14 protein-coding genes are annotated in these 18286 nt (G+C 36.5%); 11 read left to right on the forward strand and 3 right to left on the reverse strand.

Features of this window, described 5'->3' with window-relative positions; translation table 11 throughout:
* Window positions 1-21: 21 nt before the first annotated feature.
* From B9Y84_RS00570 to B9Y84_RS00600, 7 genes are all read left to right on the forward strand, one after another.
* Window positions 22-885, forward strand: a complete 864-nt coding sequence (locus tag B9Y84_RS00570) for an intradiol ring-cleavage dioxygenase (RefSeq protein WP_085515147.1) — start codon at window positions 22-24, stop codon at window positions 883-885.
* 3 nt (window positions 886-888) lie between these two features.
* Window positions 889-2094: a 3-oxoadipyl-CoA thiolase gene (gene pcaF, locus B9Y84_RS00575; protein ID WP_085515148.1), complete on the forward strand. Its 1206-nt coding sequence runs from the start codon at window positions 889-891 to the stop codon at window positions 2092-2094.
* A gap of 50 nt (window positions 2095-2144) precedes the next feature.
* A complete protein-coding gene (locus B9Y84_RS00580; protein WP_085515149.1) occupies window positions 2145-2921 on the forward strand; it encodes an IclR family transcriptional regulator domain-containing protein in 777 nt (258 codons plus the stop codon).
* Between the two features lie 4 nt (window positions 2922-2925).
* Window positions 2926-3978, forward strand: a complete 1053-nt coding sequence (locus tag B9Y84_RS00585; RefSeq protein WP_139827903.1) for a maleylacetate reductase — start codon at window positions 2926-2928, stop codon at window positions 3976-3978.
* A 138-nt stretch (window positions 3979-4116) separates the two neighbouring features.
* The gene (locus B9Y84_RS00590) at window positions 4117-4755 is read left to right on the forward strand and encodes an alpha/beta hydrolase (protein WP_085515151.1); all 639 of its coding nucleotides are present in this window, start codon (window positions 4117-4119) and stop codon (window positions 4753-4755) included.
* A gap of 11 nt (window positions 4756-4766) precedes the next feature.
* Window positions 4767-5714 carry a ring-cleaving dioxygenase gene (locus tag B9Y84_RS00595; protein WP_085515152.1) on the forward strand — a complete coding sequence of 316 codons (948 nt, stop codon included), beginning with the start codon at window positions 4767-4769 and terminating at the stop codon, window positions 5712-5714.
* A gap of 5 nt (window positions 5715-5719) precedes the next feature.
* Window positions 5720-6172, forward strand: coding sequence for a DMT family transporter (locus B9Y84_RS00600; protein ID WP_085515153.1), 453 nt, complete (start codon window positions 5720-5722; stop codon window positions 6170-6172).
* A gap of 36 nt (window positions 6173-6208) precedes the next feature.
* On the opposite strand, the gene B9Y84_RS00605 is transcribed toward B9Y84_RS00600, so the two are convergent.
* Complete coding sequence (locus B9Y84_RS00605) at window positions 6209-6826, reverse strand: TetR/AcrR family transcriptional regulator (RefSeq protein WP_139827904.1); 618 nt, start codon at window positions 6824-6826, stop codon at window positions 6209-6211.
* A gap of 123 nt (window positions 6827-6949) precedes the next feature.
* Here B9Y84_RS00605 and B9Y84_RS00610 point away from each other — a divergent pair, with 123 nt between their 5' ends.
* The gene (locus B9Y84_RS00610) at window positions 6950-7606 is read left to right on the forward strand and encodes a transglutaminase-like domain-containing protein (RefSeq protein ID WP_085515154.1); all 657 of its coding nucleotides are present in this window, start codon (window positions 6950-6952) and stop codon (window positions 7604-7606) included.
* Between the two features lie 5 nt (window positions 7607-7611).
* Window positions 7612-9411 carry an acyl-CoA dehydrogenase family protein gene (locus B9Y84_RS00615; RefSeq protein WP_085515155.1) on the forward strand — a complete coding sequence of 600 codons (1800 nt, stop codon included), beginning with the start codon at window positions 7612-7614 and terminating at the stop codon, window positions 9409-9411.
* A 123-nt stretch (window positions 9412-9534) separates the two neighbouring features.
* Here B9Y84_RS00615 and B9Y84_RS00620 read toward each other — a convergent pair whose 3' ends face one another.
* Both B9Y84_RS00620 and B9Y84_RS00625 read right to left on the reverse strand, forming a co-directional pair.
* Window positions 9535-10170: a hypothetical protein gene (locus B9Y84_RS00620; protein ID WP_085515156.1), complete on the reverse strand. Its 636-nt coding sequence runs from the start codon at window positions 10168-10170 to the stop codon at window positions 9535-9537.
* Window positions 10171-10354: 184 nt separating this feature from the next.
* Window positions 10355-12007 carry a M1 family metallopeptidase gene (locus tag B9Y84_RS00625; protein WP_085515157.1) on the reverse strand — a complete coding sequence of 551 codons (1653 nt, stop codon included), beginning with the start codon at window positions 12005-12007 and terminating at the stop codon, window positions 10355-10357.
* Window positions 12008-12125: 118 nt separating this feature from the next.
* Between B9Y84_RS00625 and B9Y84_RS00630 the strand changes: the two genes are divergently transcribed.
* Both B9Y84_RS00630 and B9Y84_RS00635 read left to right on the forward strand, forming a co-directional pair.
* Window positions 12126-16175 carry a CHAT domain-containing protein gene (locus tag B9Y84_RS00630; RefSeq protein ID WP_085515158.1) on the forward strand — a complete coding sequence of 1350 codons (4050 nt, stop codon included), beginning with the start codon at window positions 12126-12128 and terminating at the stop codon, window positions 16173-16175.
* Entirely contained in the window at window positions 16172-18283 is a 2112-nt protein-coding gene (locus B9Y84_RS00635; RefSeq protein WP_085515159.1) for an OmpA family protein, read from the forward strand. The genes B9Y84_RS00630 and B9Y84_RS00635 overlap by 4 nt, the downstream gene beginning before the upstream one ends.
* Window positions 18284-18286: the final 3 nt, after the last annotated feature.

The raw sequence follows: 18286 nt of genomic DNA on the forward strand, positions 1-18286 counted from the left end.
TTGTTTACAAAAAAAACTGTTATGAGAAATTTGACCGAAGAAAATCTTACCGATATCGTATTGGAGCGCATAAACAGCACAGACAAGAGAGGCCAAGAAGTGCTGACCAAATTAATAAAATATCTTCATGCTTTTGTGAAGGACTTAGAACCAACAGAAGAGGAGTGGTTTACAGCGATTGATTTTTTAACTCGAACAGGTAAAAAATGCGATGATAAGCGACAAGAATTTATTTTATTGTCCGATGTATTGGGTGTATCCATGCTAGTTGATGCTATCAACCATAGATCAAAGCAAGAAGTGACTGAAACCACTGTTACGGGTCCATTTCATGCGCCTGCAATGGAAATGAAAATGGGGGATAATATTGCAAGAGGTAAAGAAGCCACCAGTGGTGAGCCTGCTTTATTTCGAGGGAAAATTTTAGATCCGGACGGGAAACCCATTGCAAATGCAAAGATAGATGTGTGGCAATCTAATGATGAAGGATTTTATGACATTCAAGATGACACCCAGCCGGAAATGAATTTAAGAGGGATTTTTACAACGGATGCTTCAGGGGATTTTTGGTTTAGATCAATCAAACCCTCACCCTATCCGGTTCCAACCGATGGTCCGGTCGGTGAAGTGTTAAAAGCATCAGGTAGGCATCCTATGCGACCCGCACATATTCATTTTTGGATTGAAGCTGAGGGCTATCAAACCTTGATTACACATATTTTTGTGGAGGGTGATGAATATTTAGATTCGGACGCTGTTTTTGGGGTCAAGGAATCACTCATATTAGATTTTCCGCTTAACAATAATAAGGAGGATGCGGAAAAATGGGGAGTGAAGTCGCCCTTCAGCGAAGTGATATATGATTTTAAACTAGCAAAAAAGTAACTTATGCAGGACGCTTTTATAATTGATGCGATCAGGACACCCATTTCAAAATTTAGAGGTGGGTTATCCAGTGTAAGGGCAGATGACTTAGCTGCCTTTGTGATAGAGAAGCTGATGCTTCGAAACAGCAGTGTGGATCCAAGCTTAATAGATGATGTGATCCTAGGATGTCATAACCAAGCAGGAGAAGACAATCGAAATGTAGCTCGAATGGCCGCTTTGCTTGCGGGCTTGCCGGAAAGTGTTCCTGGAGAAACGGTCAACCGCTTGTGTTCTTCAGGCATGTCTGCGGTAATTCATGCGAATAGGGCTATTAAAGCCGGTGATGGAGATCTTTTTATTGCGGGTGGCATGGAACATATGACGCGTGGTCCCTTGGTAATGTCAAAATCAGGTATGCCCTATGGAAACGATGCTAAATTGTACGACAGCAGCTTTGGATGGCGCTTTGTTAATCCGAAAATGAAAGAAATGTATGGCACAGAATCAATGGGAGAGACCGCTGAGAATTTGCAAGGAAAGCATAACATTAGTCGCGAAGACCAAGATTTATTTGCTTTTAATAGTCAACAAAAAGCTATTAGAGCTCAAAAATCCGGTCGGCTGGCAAAAGAAATAGCGCTCTTAGAGATTCCGCAACGAAAGTCAGCGCCTGTAATTTTCAAGGACGATGAATTTATTAGAGCAGAGACTACAATAGAAGGTCTTGCTGCCTTAAAACCAGCTTTTAAGAAAGATGGTACTGTTACAGCAGGTAATGCAGCCGGACTAAATGATGGAGCTGCAGCTTTATTAATCGCCAGTGAGAAGGCAGTACAGAATCATCAGCTGAAACCAATGGCGCGAATCGTGGCCTCTCAAGTGGTAGGTGTTAATCCAAGTATTATGGGGATAGGACCGGTGCAAGCTAGCAATCGATCACTGAAGAAAGCGGGTCTCACTATGGAAGATATTGACATAATAGAATTAAATGAGGCTTTTGCAGCTCAAAGTTTAGCTTGCATTCGGTCTTGGGGATTGGCTGATGACGATCCTAGGGTAAATATAAATGGCGGGGCTATTGCTTTAGGACATCCTTTAGGCATGTCTGGCGCAAGATTATTACAAACTGCGGCCATAGAATTGCAAGAACAGAACAAGCGATATGCGCTTTGCACCTTATGCGTAGGGGTTGGTCAGGGCTATGCCACTATCATTGAAAGAGTTTAGATTTAGTGAAGTAGTAATTCTATTTCATCAATAATCTGCATATTTGCATCATGGAGCCAACGATCAAAAAATCAGATTTTGTACAATCGCTAGAAAAAGGATTGAAAGTTATTAGCGCTTTTGATGTAGATAATGCTCAAATGACCTTAACTGAAGTTGCGAAGAAAGTAGATTTGACTCGGGCAAATGCTCGTAGAATCTTGCTCACATTGCAATACTTAGGTTTTGTAAGCTGTGTAGATGGTAAGCAATTTAGTTTGAGCCCAAAGGTATTGACATTGGGGTATTCTTATCTATCCGCTTTACCTTTTCAGGAGCTTGCTAAGCCTTATTTGAAAACTCTGGCTGAAGAAGTAAATGAATCATGTTCAATGTCCGTTCTGGATGGCTACGATATTGTCTATGTGGCACGGGTTCAAACGAACAGAATCATGACCATCTCTTTAGGTGTAGGAACTCGCTTACCTGTTTATGCCACCTCAATGGGTAGGGTCTTGCTAGCAGGGTTGCCTGATAGCGAGATGCAAAGTTTTCTGAGAGGAGTTAAAGCTGAAAAATTAACAACTAATACAATTACTGACTCCGAACAACTAATAAAGCGAATTCAATTGGTAAGAGAAAGAGGCTGGGCACTTGCAGATCAAGAATTAGAGATAGGCGTAAGATCAATTGCCTGTCCTATTAAAGATAAAAATGGAAAAACAATTGCAGCGCTGAATATTAGCGGACATGCGAGTAGAGTGAGTAAAGATGAAATGCAAGAAACATTTTTGCCTCATTTGAAAAGCACAGTAGCGCAAATTGAAAGTGCTTTACATAAATTATAATGCTATGAATTTTAAGTATACATCATATCCTAATCAAGTATTTTTTGGAAAAGGTAAAACAGAAGAATTACCTGAGATTTTGAAAGAGTACAAGAAAGTAATGGCTTTTGGTGAGGAGCGATGGTCCACTCAAATTGAAGCAGTAGGGAATGCCATAGGAGGTAACAAACTTTATTACTTCCCCGAAATTATCCAACATGTTCCACAGCAGTTAGTGGACAAGGCAATGGAAAAGTTGAAGGAAGAAAAACCTGATGTGTTGCTTGCATTCGGAGGCGGATCATCCATCGGGCTGGCAAAAGCTCTTGCCCTAGAGACCAAGTTACCGATTATAGCAGTTCCTACAACCTATTCAGGTTCTGAACAAACAAACATTTGGGGGGTAAGCACAGAAGAAGGTAAAACCACAGGTAAATCAATGGATGTAATGCCGAAAGTAGTAGTCTATGATTCTGATTTGACTGCAGGATTACCCTTGAGTTTAGCCGTGACTAGCGGAATGAACGCAATGGCACATCTTATGGAAGCGATTTATGCGCCTAATGGCAACCCTGTTACGCGTCACCATGCTTTGTTAGGCGTAGAAAAAATCAAGAGCGGTTTAGAAGAGGTCGCCAAAAATCAAAGTTTAACCGAATCAGCTAATGTTGATATTCAGTTTGGAGCCTATTTAGCGGGCAAATGTTTATGTGAAGTGAGCATGTCCTTACATCATAAAATGGCCCATGTGTTAGGCGGAAGCTTCAAATTGGAGCACTCTTACGTTCATACAGTATTACAAGCCTTTGTGCTCAATTATCAGTGGGAGTACCTATCCGATGAGATTAAAAGAGATTTTACTCAGGTGTTAGGCCATCAGCCGGCACATAAGCTGCAGGAACTTTCCTCTCAAGCAGGAGGCCCGACAGATTTGAAAAGCATTGGCTTCAAGAGGGAAGATATTAATAAAGCAGTCGAAATCGTTTTGGCGAAACCTTACGAAAACGTGGCTCCACTTGAAAAAGCTAAGCTAGTTGATATGTTAGTCCATGCTTACGAAGGAAGTTTGGAGGGTTGAAGCTGTGTACTTCTAGTTGCCAATCCTTATCTATTGATCAAAAACCTATCTTAGAAGACATTTTTTCAATCCACTTAAACCTTTGTTTAAAATAATAGTTGTAGATACATATATTGTTGTTGTATTAAATAATTTCTTATGTCACAATCAATACATCTTTTCGAAAATACTGAATTTCAAGGAGCTTCCTTAGCAGATGCTAAAAGTGCTATTATCATGACACATGGTCGAGGAGATAATGCAGATAAAATGAAGAGTTTAGCTCAGGAATTGGAGATCCCTGAGCATACTGCAATAGTATATCCCATTGCTACTGACAATACCTGGTATCCAAAGGGATTCATGGAAGATTGGAGTGAAAATCAACCCTGGTTGGATGCTGCTTTGGATAATTTAGATAGCATATTGAGCCATTTGAATGAAAGCGGTATTGCAAATGATAAAATATTCCTATTGGGCTTTTCTCAAGGAGCGTGTCTATCTTTAGAATATGCCACTAGAAATGCACAGAAATATGCAGGGATAGCCATTTTGAGTGGAGGCTTGATAGGTCCACATATTGAAAAAAGTAACTATCAGGGAGATTTTAACAACACAGAGATTTTTATCGGCTGTAGTGATATAGACCACCATATTCCAGAGCACCGATTACATGAATCAGAAGAAGCTGTAGCCCCTATGGGTGCTAAGGTGGATAAGAGAATTTATCCTAGTATGGACCATATTATTTGCGAAGACGAGATCAATAAAGTGAACCAAATGCTGAAAGCATTATAAATAAACGCATTATGAATTTTAAAGGAATAGTTAAAGGCTTACATCACATTACAGCCACTGTTAACGATGCACAGGAGGACTATGATTTCTATACCAAATTATTAGGTCAAAGACTGATAAAAGAAACGGTTAACTTTGATAATGAAAATGTCTATCATTTTTATTACGGAAATGAAATAGGAAGTCCTTCAACTATATTTACCACTTTTCCATATAAAGGTCAGGGAGTAAAAGATGGAGTGATTGGTTCAGGTCAGGTGTTTGAGACGGTCTTTTCAGCCCCAAAAGGAAGTTTAAATTTCTGGGAAAAGAGATTGCAAGGCGCTGGTGTGGAATTTTCTACTATACAATCATTTGGTCAATCTAAACTACAGTTTAAAGATCCTTCGGGATTAAATATAGCGATTGTTGAAGATGAAAATGATCAAAGAACTCCAATCTGGAAAACCGATGATATTTCTCAAGACGATAATTTAATAGGAATCCACCATGTGGTTTTAGCTATTTCAGATGTGAAAGAAAGTTTAGAGTTTCTACAAGTTTTTGGCTATGAAGTAACTGCCAAGGAAGGCGATTTTACAAAACTTGAAAGCACCCAAAAAGGTGCAGGTAATTCTTTAGTTTTGATGGAGGCAGGAGAGTTGCCGAGAGGAAAAAATGGAATCGGAACAGTTCATCATGTGGCGCATAGAGTAAAAAAAATTGAAGATTCCCTCAAGATTCGAGATTACTTGGTAGACGAATTGGGTTTGAAAGTCACAGAAGTGAAAGATAGAAAGTATTTTCAGTCTATTTACTTCCGAATTCCCGGCGGTGTGCTATTCGAAGTTGCCACTGAAGGTCCAGGCTTTTTGGTAGACGAAAGTAATGAAGAGCTAGGAAGTTCTTTGAAACTCCCAGATTGGCAAGAACCTAAAAGAAAACAGATTGAAGCGGGTTTACTATCCTATAAGAAATAATTAGCATGTTAAAGTCTACAGTATTTTTAATGTGTTTAGTTTTCTTAGCGGGCGCAATTCTGCCTATTCAAGCTGGCTTTAATATTCAAATTGGTAAGTCCGTTCAGCAACCTGTTTTTGCGGCCTTTGCCTCTTTTCTTATTGGGACTATAGCCTTGTTTATTTATTTGTTGTCTGTGAGATTCAATTTTTCCAGCATTTCAGCTACACAATCTGTGTCTCCTATTTTTTGGACAGCGGGAATTTTAGGTGCTTTTTATGTAGCTTCAGTAATCATCATTGCGCCTAAATTGGGGACAGCCTTAACCTTCTCATTAATAGTAGGTGGCCAAATGATCATTTCTCTCATCCTAGATCACTTTGGCTTATTGGGTTTTTCCATTAAAGAAATTAATTGGCAGCGGCTCTTAGGCGTGGTGTTTTTGGTGCTTGGTGTACTGTTGATAAGGAAATATTAGTATCTAAGAATTACTTTATTTTTTGCTGCAATCTTGTTAAAACTGATAAACCTTCTTAAAGCCTTCTAGTCCCTTTTCAGTTAAAGTAGGTCTCACCAAGTTGAAGAATAACTGCATATAATAATCTAGTTTTTCTTCGTCTGCTCCTTTGTAGAATACCTCAGCATCGGAAATCCAAGAATTACTCACCATAAGTAGCGCATGAATCAACATATTTTTTTGCTTTTCGTCTTTGAATGGCTTCATATACCCATTTGCAACCAAGAATCCAGAAATAGTATCTAAAATATTCCATCTTTGGTCAAATTGGTCTTGCGCATGTTTCTTGATATGATCGAAATGGCGGACGACTTTTGTGATACCTAAATAGATAAATTTGTACTTATAGATTTCCTCAAACAGAATCTTCAGTCGGCTCAACATAAATTCCAGGTTGATGACTTCCTCTTTGATACTTTTAAATTGCTGTTCAACATTCTTCTGCATGTTCAGATATAATTGCAAAATAATATCATCCTTTTTAGGGAAGTGATAACATAAATTACCGTAACTAATCCCCATTTCCTCAGCGATAGATTTGCTTGAAATTGCCGAGATTCCATGAGTATTAAATAATATTCTTGCGGTTTCTAATATCTTTTCTTTCGTCTTCATTTATCAGGATATCCGCTACAATATTAATCAAATTTTAGCTCCAAATTAAATATTAGGCATATAGGCCTATTTTATTAAAACTTCTTAGTACATTTGTTAGGCATAAATGCCTAATAACAAAAAATGGAAAAACAGAATTTAAAAGCATATTTAGAATCAGCTGATTTTGTTGATTCGGATCATCCCATGGTGCAGCAGTATGCAAAAGAGGTGACCTACGGTGTGAATAGCATATTAGACCAAGTAAAGTACCTTTATTATGCAGTTCGAGATGGTTTCCGATACGACCCCTATCGATTAGATTTTTCAAAGGAGGCTATGAAAGCTAGCAGTTTACTAAAAAGAGATTACGGCTATTGCGTTGAAAAAAGTTGTCTGTTTGCCGCTGCTTGTCGAGTAATTGGAGTTCCCTCCAGATTGGGTTTTGCAAATGTTCGCAACCACATCGGTACTGCAAAATTGGAAGCTGTATTACAGACTGATGTATTAGTTTTTCACGGCTATGCTGAAATCTTTTTGAATAATAAATGGATTAAAGTTACACCTGTTTTCAATCGTGAACTCTGCGAAAAACTTAATGTAAAACCCTTGGAATTTGATCCTAAGGGCGATTCTATTTTTCAAGAATATAATGAGAAGGGCGCAAAATTTATGGAGTACCTCCATCAGTACGGTCATTTCGAGGATATTCCTTATGAATTTTTCATGGGAGAATTAATCAAGCATTACCCACATCTAAAATCAAAACTTCAAGAAAGAAATTTATTACTAATCAAATAAAAACTATGGAAACCAAAGAAGAACAGATCCAATCACAAACAGGAGGATCATTTTTAATTAACGCTATTCCGGAGAGTATTTTTATAGAAAGTGATTTTTCAGAAGAGCAAAAAATGATGGTCGCTTCAGCCCAAGATTTTGTGCAGCAAGAGGTTAAACCCTTGGCAGACGAACTGGAAAAGCACAAGGATTTAGCGCAAACTATAAAATTATTAGAGAAGGCTGGTGATTTAGGTTTGCTGGGTTTAGGTATACCTGAAGCATATGGTGGAATAGAAGTCAGCTTTAATACTACATTGCGAGTAATTGAAGAATTGGCTAAAACTACGGAATTTTCTCCCGCCTTTGGTGTACAGACCAGTATCGGAATGGCCCCTATTTTATTATATGGCAGCGAAGAGCAGAAAGCCAAATACATACCGAATATGGTAAGCGGAAAATGGAAAGGTTGCTATTGCCTTACAGAACCTGATGCTGGCTCGGATGCCAATTCAGGAAAAACCAAGGCGATTTATAATGTAGATGAAAAAGCTTATTATCTCACTGGACAGAAAATGTGGATTACTAATGCGGGTATTGCTGATGTTTTTACAGTTTTTGCTAAGATTGAAGACGATAAGAATCTTTCTGCATTTATAGTAGAAAAAGGATACGAAGGATTGACTTTGGGCGAGGAGGAAGATAAGATGGGGATTCGAGCTTCTTCAACTCGACAAGTATTTCTGAATGATGTGAAAGTACCAGAGGAAAACCTGTTAGGTACGAGAGGAGAAGGCTTTAAAATGGCATTGAACGTTTTAAGCACAGGTAGAATTAAGTTAGGAATTGGTGGATTAGGAGTTTCTAAAAATGCGATAGATTTTGCATCGGAATATGCTTTAAATCGAAAGCAATTTGGTCAAACTATTAGTTCTTTTGGTGCTATCCAGCAAAAATTGGCTAAAATGGTGGTCAAGACTTATGCACTTCAGGCAGCAGCTTATCGAACTGGTGAAATGATTGACCAAAAGGAACAAGAATTTCAAAAGTCAGGGATGTCTGTGGAGAAAGCTAAACAAAAAGCAGTTTCTACCTATGGAATTGAATGTGCCATTATAAAAGTATTTGGATCTGAAGCGCAGGATTTCGTAGTAGATGAGGGATTACAAATTTATGGTGGCATGGGTTTTTCGGAAGAAGCACCAATGGCAAGACTTTATCGTGATTCGAGGATTAGTAGAATATTTGAAGGAACCAATGAAATTAATCGGATGCTGATTGTTGATATGCTCTTGAAAAAGGCTATGAATGGGGAGTTGGATTTGATGAGTGCCGCTAGTGAAGTTCAAAAAGAATTAAGCAGTATACCATCTTTTTCGGATAATGGAAATACCGATAGTTTAGAAAGATCCGTTCAGATAGTAGCGAACCTTAAGAAATTAACATTAATAATTGCAGGATCAGCTGCCCAAAAGTTAATGATGAAGTTGAAAGATGAGCAGGAAATTTTAATGAATGTAGCAGATATGCTCATTCAGATTTATGTGTTAGAATCTGTGATTGTGAAAACCCAAAGAATGAAAGATAGGCACGGGAAAGAAGCGAGTGCTGCTCAAATTGATATTTGTCAATTATTTATGCTGGAGGCTGTTAAAGAAATTAAAAATTCAGCAGAAGAAGCGTTGTGGTCATTTTTAGAAGGCGATGAAATGAAAATGATGCAAATGGCATTGAAACGTTTTGCTAAAATTGAATCTTTTAACGTGAAAGAATCAAGAAGGCTAGTAGCCCGAAGACTTTTTGATGAAGGGAAATATAATTTTTAGTTGTTTTTGTCCTAATATTGATTGGCATTATTAATTATATATAAAAAGGGGGATTAATTCGATCCCTTTTTTGATAGACTATCGAATTTATACAACTTTTTCTGTGGACCACTTTACACAAACTCAGAATCCAACAATTTTAATATGTTTCATAAGTTTTCCGTCATAATCCAAGTCTGCTACCTTAGGCTGCTTTTTTTCATTGGTTTTATTGGTGTAAATTAATGGAAAAGCTATTTTAGATTTTACAGTTTGGCCTTGGTAAACTGCAGGAATCCAATATTCAGGAATTGAAGCAGTAACTTCCAAGATGGCTTCTTCAAGATATTCTTTATGTTTTCCTAATATATTTTTTTTAACCAAGACTCCTTTTTCGTCAAATTCTAGTTCAAGCAAAATTACTGTATTGATATTTTTTTTTGATGCTTCAGAAGAATAGGTGCGGGAAAGGTTCATTGCCAAAAAATCATATAAATGGACATAGCTACCTAAATATCTAATTTGGCGGTCAGGTTGTAAAGATTGCCATTCTTCATCGAATATAAAGTATGAAGAGCTGTCTTGTTTTAAATAAATTAATTGATTTGAATCATAATCAAAAGTAAGTGCTAATTCTTTGTTTAAATCATAGTAACTCCATTCTCCTACACGATATCCATTCTTTACTTTTCCTTTTTGGTATGGCTCATCGATGTCTTGAATTTGGGCTAATAGATTGAGATTTAATAATATTAGTATAGGTAAAAATAATCTTTTCATTAGGTGTATTTTGGTTTCTTTTTATACTCAAACTTTACAATAGTAATTTACAAAAAATATTTTATTTAAGAATTTTTCGATTGAAGTGTGAAATGACAAACTTCCTTTGAATAAAACTTCTATATTCATTTATCAGTCTAGTTCAAAGTAGTCTTGCCTTGATTCCCTCCATTGGGGTTACGATCTACTCTGTTAAATTAAAGTCTCCAACATAAAAGTTAGGGTCCACTAAAATTTCTGCATTTTCAGGTAGATTTTGCAAAGATTTATAGCTTTTGGAATTAGGTTGTAGCCATTCAGCTTCACCATTTATGAAAATCCTAATTGGCATTTCAAACCCATCAATAGTATTTTCCCATTTGTAAAGTAGTTGATTATTCAAAACCCTGTAAGCGAAGGTTGGAATCTGCGTAGTGCGAAGATATTGGTCAAAAATCTTATCCAAGGATTTGCCATAAGCTTCTGAAATATAATTTTCAACTTGTGAGGTAGTAACAGTTTGATGATAGAATTCTTGGTTCAAGCCCCTTAAAGTTTGTCTCCATTTTTCATCATTATCAAATAATTGACGGATTGTGTGCAACATATTAGCACCTTTGTAATACATATCTCCTGAACCTTCATAGGAAACACCATATTCTCCAATAATGGCTCTGTCATTTTGTATGGATGATCGTACTCCCTGTACATAAGCATTTGCCGCCAGTGAATCATAATGATAATCTAAAAATAGGTTTTCGGAATAGTGCGTAAATCCTTCATGAATCCACATATCAGCTACATCTTTATTCGTAATATTATTCGCAAACCATTCATGGCCGGATTCATGGATGATGATAAAATCGAATTTTAAGCCCCAACCGGTTTGGCTCAGATCTCTTCCTCTGTAACCATTTTTAAACTCATTGCCATAAGTGACTGAACTTTGATGTTCCATTCCTAAGTAAGGGGCTTCCACTAATTTATAACTATCCTCATAAAAGGGGTAGGGGCCGAACCAATATTCAAAAGCTTCCAACATTCTGGGGACTTCCTGAAATTGTTTTTTTGCCTTTGCAAGATTATAACTTAGCACCCAATAACTGCAATCTAAAGCACCTTTTTCACCTTTATATTTTTCTGTGAAATTCACATAATCACCAATATTTAAATTGACGCCATAGTTGTTGATTGGATTACTTACAGCCCAATGATAGGTACGGCTGTTTTTATGCTCTTCTACTTTTCTTAATCGTCCATTTGATACATCTACTAATGGTTTTGGAACGTTTACACTGATCAACATGCTGTCGGGTTCATCTGCTGGGTGCTCTTTGCACGGCCACCATACGCTGGCACCTATTCCCTGATTAGCTGTAGCAATAAAATGCTGTCCATTTTGATCTTTTTCCCATGTAAAACCCCCATCCCATGGAGCATTTTTGGCAACTCGTGGATTACCTGAAAAGTAAACTGTTAATTTCTGAGATGCTCCTTCTAGCTGGGCTTCTTTCAACTGAATGAAATGTGCATTGAATTCGGTTTTGAAGGCTAATTGCGCTCCGTTTTGCACCACGCTATCGATCTGCATTGGTTTTTGCAGATCAAGTTGCATGATTTGATATGGTTCAAGCACTTTATATAGAATAGTATTACTACCAGAAATGAATTTTTTATCGGGGTCCACTTTGGTTTGAAGATGATAATAGCTCAAATCCCACCAAATTCTTTCTTGTGTTAGGCCTCCTTTTAAACTGTCTGCTCTGCTAAACTCTTTTTGTGCAAATAGTACTCCTGTGAATAACGTTAGCGAAAGAATAAGTAGTGATCTAAATCCTATAAAAATTGAGTGACTCATATTTTTTAAAAAAGTTGAATGTTCAAAGACTTTGATTGGCGCTGTAGCCAGTACCTAAAAGTAGGTATTTCGATGAATTTTTTTCATTATTCTGTTGAATTTATCATCTTGCAAGGGTATGATCAGATATATAATTCAAATTGTAATATTTCTGGGTTTTTTCTTTTGCTGTTCATTCTTTGGCCTTACACAAGACACTTGGGATGAATCATTTACGGCATTGCAAAAGGCCGAAAAAGATGATCAATTAGAGTTAGCAGAATCACTTTTAAATAAAGCTCTTGAACAGGCGGAAAACACCTATGGTCAAAAGCATCAGGCTTACGTTCTTACCTTACATCTAGGAGTAAAATTAGCTTTCAAAACAGAAGATTATGCAAGAGGCTTAAAATTAGGCAAGGAAGAATTGCAGTTGATGAATGAAGTCTCGTTCGATCAACAGTCGCAGTTTTATACTCAGTTGCTAAACTATTTATCACAACTACACCTTCAAAATGGAAATATGGCAGAGGCACTGCAATTTTCTAAAGATTATATGGAGGTCTTAGAAAAGGAAGATTTGAACTCCCTTAGCCATGCCCTTGCTGTTTACGATTATGCAATACTTTTGTATCAGGATCAACAAGAAGAAGCTTTAAAATATGTTGAAGAGGCTTTATTACTTCTCAACCAGTACGCAGCTCAAGCAGGATCTCAATATTTAAACTCTCTTTACTATGCGGCTACATTATTGCAAGAAGCAGATCAAATAGATAAAGCCGCTGCTTATTATGACAAAGTAATTGGCATCACTCAGGATAATAACCTTCAAAGTAGTGATCTATGGAAGGTTTCAGCTTATCAAAGGGCATTAATATTTCAAGAGAATAGCCAAAATGATGAAGCGATCTCTTTTTACGAAGTTTTAAAAACTCAACTGGAAAATGATGAGGAAACAGGGAAGGAGTTATATGCCAGTGCCAAGAATAATTTAGGAGTTTTGTATCAAAAAACTGGTCAATCTCAAAAAGGGGAGATTTTATTGTCTTTGGGTGGTGAGGATTTACAAAGTCAATTGAACAGCGCGGCTGTCTCCTTCAATAATGGAGATTATACCACAGCTTTAGCCTTATATTCTTTAGCTCATGATTCGCTTAAGGTTCAAAATCAGTATGATAGTTTGCAGTCAGCTAAAATTCTAGCCCAAAAGGCGTTGGTTTATAAAACAATGGGGCAATTAGATTCCGCTTTACAGTTGTTGTTATTGGTTGATAATGACCTACTGCAACATATTGATGGTAAGAAGGAAGAGAAAGCCTTGACCTACAAAAACACTGGTGATATCTATTTAGAGTTGGCTGATTTTGATTCCGCAGAATTGTTTTTAACTAAAGCTTTGGATCAATTTAATGGCGAAGGCAAGTTAAAAACAGAGATTGAAATTCAAACACGCAATAGTTTAGGAGTTTTGGAGCAAAGCAGAACAAATATTGAAAAAGCTGCTGCTTACTTTACAAAAAATTTGAAACTGATCGAAAAAGTCTTAGGAAAGCAGACGGTTGAATATGCTAATACTTTAAATAATTTAGGGTCATTAAGACTGGAAAATGGCGATTATGATTTAGCTGAATCTTATTTTAAAGATGCGTCCTTTATTTACAGTTCTATTTTTGGTGCTACTCACCAAAGCAATGCCCGAGCTTACGAAAATTTAGGTACTGTAGCACAAAGTAGATCTCAATACAGAAAAGCAGATTCTTTATATCAATTGGCGGAGCGTACCTATTTAAATAGCTTAGGAGCTTCACATCCAGCTTTATTAAATGTGAATTCTAAACTGGCTTTGGTTAAATTAGCAGAAGCTGACTATCCAACAGCTGAGCGCTATTTTCGCAAGACTTTAGACCTTTCAAGTAGTATTTTTGGTGATCAATCAGTAGCTTATGCAGATGCACTTTCGGGAATGGGATTATATTATCAAAGTACAGGGAATTTAAAGGAGGCGAAAAATAATTTACAAAAGGCAATAAGTATTTACATTGATAAATTAGGGAAACTGCATCCTTCATATGTAACCTCTATTGAGAATCTTTCATCGATCTATCAAAGTGAAGGTAATATTGCTGAAGCTTTGCCTCTCCTCAATGAAGCCTTGGAGATGGATTCTATCATTTATGGAGTTCGTCATCCGAAATATGCTACAACATTACATAATCTAGCTTCTCTCTATCTTTCAAATGAAGACTATAAAAAGGCTAAAGATTATTATGAAAAATCTTTAGTAATAGATGAAGCAGTATATGGCATTGAGAATCCCGTATTTGCTAGCACTCAATACAATTTAGCGGTTCTTTTTCAAAAACAAGAACAACATGAAAAGGCAGATTCCTTATTTAGAAAAGTTACCAAACTGAGGAAAGAGGTATTAGGTCAAAATCATCCTGATTATATATTCACACTTTATGGATGGGGCATTCTAAAGCAAGTTGAAAGCGATGTGGATTCAGCCTATGCTCTTTTAAGTTCATCAGTTAACAGTTATTTGTTTTTATTTAAAGAATATTTTCCTGCAATGAGTGAAAGTGAGAAATCAGCTTTTTACCATAAAGTGAATCCTGTTTTTGAAGCTTATAAGGACTTTGCAATTGAAAATTATCAAACCATTCCTAAGTTGAAAGAAGACTTGTTCAATTTACAATTATCAACTAAAGCGATGCTTTTAAATGCTTCGGCTAAAATGCGTAATAAAATTATTAATAGTGGTGATGAAGAATTGATTTCTTTATTTAAAACATGGCAAGATGAAAAGGAAAGAGCTATACAATATTATTCTTATACCGTTGAAGAGCTGAATGCGCAAAATATTGATTTGAACGAACTGGAAGGTACTATCAATAGTATGGAAAAGGAGTTGAGTTTAAAATCTAATTTATTCAATGAAGGTTTTGGGACGGATAGTATTAATTGGAGGAAACTAAAAGAGAGTTTACCACCAAATACTGGAGTTGTGGAGTTGATCAGAGTCATGAAGAGTTTGAAAAATGATTCGATTATTTATGTCGGTCTTATTTTAACTGACACTATGGAGGAGCCTGAAATAGCAGTCTTACAAGAAGGTAGAAGGATTGAAGAACAATATTTTAATGCTTATCAAAATTTAATTAAATTTAAATTGATGGATAAGATCTCCTATGAGAATCTTTGGGAATGGGTAGATCAAAAGATACCACAAAATCTTGATAAATTATTTATTAGTCCAGACGGGATTTATAACAAGATTAATATCAATACTTTATATAGCGAAAATTTAGACCAGTATCTCTTAGAAAAGGATAATATTAGGATTATTACTAGTTCTCGTGACTTAATTAAGGTTCGTAAACCAAAAGAAGATGAAATCCAATATATGGCAGGGGCTGGCAGTGATTTGAATGCATTGCCAAGTTTGGTCTTGATAGGAGCTCCCGATTTTTCATTAGGGAGTACTGAGGACAATATGGATTTAACAGCACAGAATATTGGTCTGATGAGAAATTTTAGTGGAGGAATTCCTTCCCTTCCTGGAACCAAAGTTGAAATAAATGTTATTGACTCTATGACCAGAGCAAATAATTGGTCAGTTCAAAAATTCCTCGATGATGAGGCTAATGAAATTCTAATTGATAGTTTGACTGCTCCTAATGTTTTGCATATTGCTACTCATGGTTTTTTCAAGGCCTATGATGCTGATAAGAAAGTAGCTGGAGTGGAAAACCAAGGGAAAGAAGAGAATCCGCTTTTAAGATCTGGAATTTTGTTAGCAGGTGCTTCTATCGGATTGGCAGGTGGTTTACCTTACGAAAATAGTTTTGAAGATGGCTTATTAACCGCCTATGAAACTATGAATTTAAATTTGGATGGAACTGAGTTAGTGGTGCTTTCAGCATGTGAAACGGGCTTGGGTGATGTGAAAAATGGCGAAGGGGTGTATGGGTTACAAAGGGCATTTTTAGTGGCTGGCGCTGAAAATCTAATCATGAGTTTATGGACAGTGAATGATTATACCACACAGCTACTCATGACAGAGTTTTATAGGCATTGGACAAAAGGAGATAATAAATTCACAGCATTCCGTAAGGCACAGATGAAGATAAAAGAAGAGTTTCCGGAACCTTATTATTGGGCGGCATTTACAATTATAGGAGAATGAAAAAAACTATGAAGAATATTGATAAAATATTTTTATTCACCCTCTTAATATTTTGGTGTTTTTCAGGTTTGGGACAGTCTCAAAAAGACTCTATAGAGCAGGTATTGGACTCCATTTACCCCAAAAAAATTGTAAGTGAAATAAGTACTGAAAAATTTACAGAATATGCACCTAGTATTAGTGCTAATGGGAGGACATTGATCTACGAATCTAATAAGGATGGCTCTTGGAAACTGTATTTGACACGAGATGAAAATGGCACCTGGGGAGATGAAATTTCTTTAGATAGTATCAATAACTTCGGAGATTCTATAGATGTAATCAGTGGTCCCAATTTTAGTTACGATGGAAATAGAATTTATTTCCATGCTTCTTTTGACGATGGGTATGGGTCAGAAGATATCTTTTACTCTGAAAGAATTGGAGACACCTGGTCAAAACCGAAAAATCTCGGTCCAGAGATCAATAGTAGAAGTTTCGATGGCTTTCCTACCATTACTACTGATGGGAAAACGCTTTATTTTGCAAGAAATAGTAAAAACGTTCCGGAAGGAGTAACTGAATTTTGTTATGAAATTTACGTCAGTCAAAAAACAGATAGCGGCTGGACAGAACCTACAGTATTACCATATCCGGTTAATTTAGGGTGTGAAAAGGCTCCTAAAATTATGGCAGATAATCGCACTTTAATATTTGCCTCATTAAGAGAAGGGGGAATAGGTGGATTTGATTTATACCAAACTAATCTTAATGCTGATGGAGATTGGGTCAGTCCAGTTCCATTAGAATATGTGAATACGACTGATAATGACCTATTTTCCTGTATTTCAGCATCAGGAGAAATCATGTATTTTTCAAAAAAGGATGATATTTACAGTGTAGAGATTCCGCAAGAGTACAGGCAATTTCAAAATGTGACGATTCAAGGGTTGATTAGAGATGCTGATAGTCAGGAAGGCCTTTCAGCTGCCTTAAGAATAACAGATGCAAATACTTCAGAATCAATTACAAGCTTTGATAATAATCCTTCAGATGGCTTTTACTCTATCGTTTTGTCAACTGGGAGAGCCTATAATCTGGAAGTGCGTAAAGACGAGTACAGTAGTGCACTTTATTATTACGATCTAAGGGATATTGAAAGTTATAAAGAATACGAACAAAATATTGATTTATTTACAACGGCACATTTAAATGTCAATATCTATGATATTGAATTATATGATCCATTAACAGCTACTATTACAATTAAAAATGATATTGGTCGTACAGTAGAGATTGTGGAATCAGATGGGGAGACTTGGAAAACCAGATTAGACCTTCCCATAGGAAATGCATTTACAGTTGAAGTAGAAAGTGAAAATTTTAAGCCCAAGAGTTTTTCAATTGATTTGAGGGGGTTAATACTTTATAGAGAGTATGAACAAGATATTGAACTGATTCCTGAAAAAGTAGGAGTGCCCATCAATGTAAATGATTTGCTAAGTGGTGGTTCTGTTTCTTCTTCTCAATTAATTATTAGGAACAAAACCAGAAATGAAGAAATTGTAATTTCTGGCAATCAGACCGTCAACCTTAGAGTCGGAGACCGATATTTGGTGGAAGCATCAAGTGATAGAGGGTATGCATTTAATTCCACTGAGATTGGGATTACTAAAGAAGGTAAATTGCAGACAATTGATGAAGAAACTGGTGAAATTAAGAAAGACAGCAAAAGAGTTGAGTTGAGATTGCAGCCTCTGTCAAAAGATGCTAATTTGACATTGAAAGATATTTATTTTGAATCTAATTCCTCGGATCTTTTCGAAAGTAGTTTTGAAGAATTAGACAGAGTAATCAAGCTAATGAAATCCTATCCGAGCATGAAAATTGAGATAGCAGCACATACAGATGATATTGGAGCTGCTGAGTACAATGTGCGTTTGTCAAAAGAAAGAGCAAATAGTGTAATTAACTATGTTACGAGTAACAGTATTGAGGAGGAGCGCTTGATTTCTAAAGGATATGGCGAATCTAAACCAGTAGTGCTCAACGACTCCGAAGAAAATAGGGGCAAGAATAGAAGAGTAGAATTAAAAATACTGGATATTAAATTGGCTCAAAACGATTAAAGA

This window comes from Marivirga sericea (assembly GCF_900177665.1).
GTDB lineage: Bacteria > Bacteroidota > Bacteroidia > Cytophagales > Cyclobacteriaceae > Marivirga > Marivirga sericea.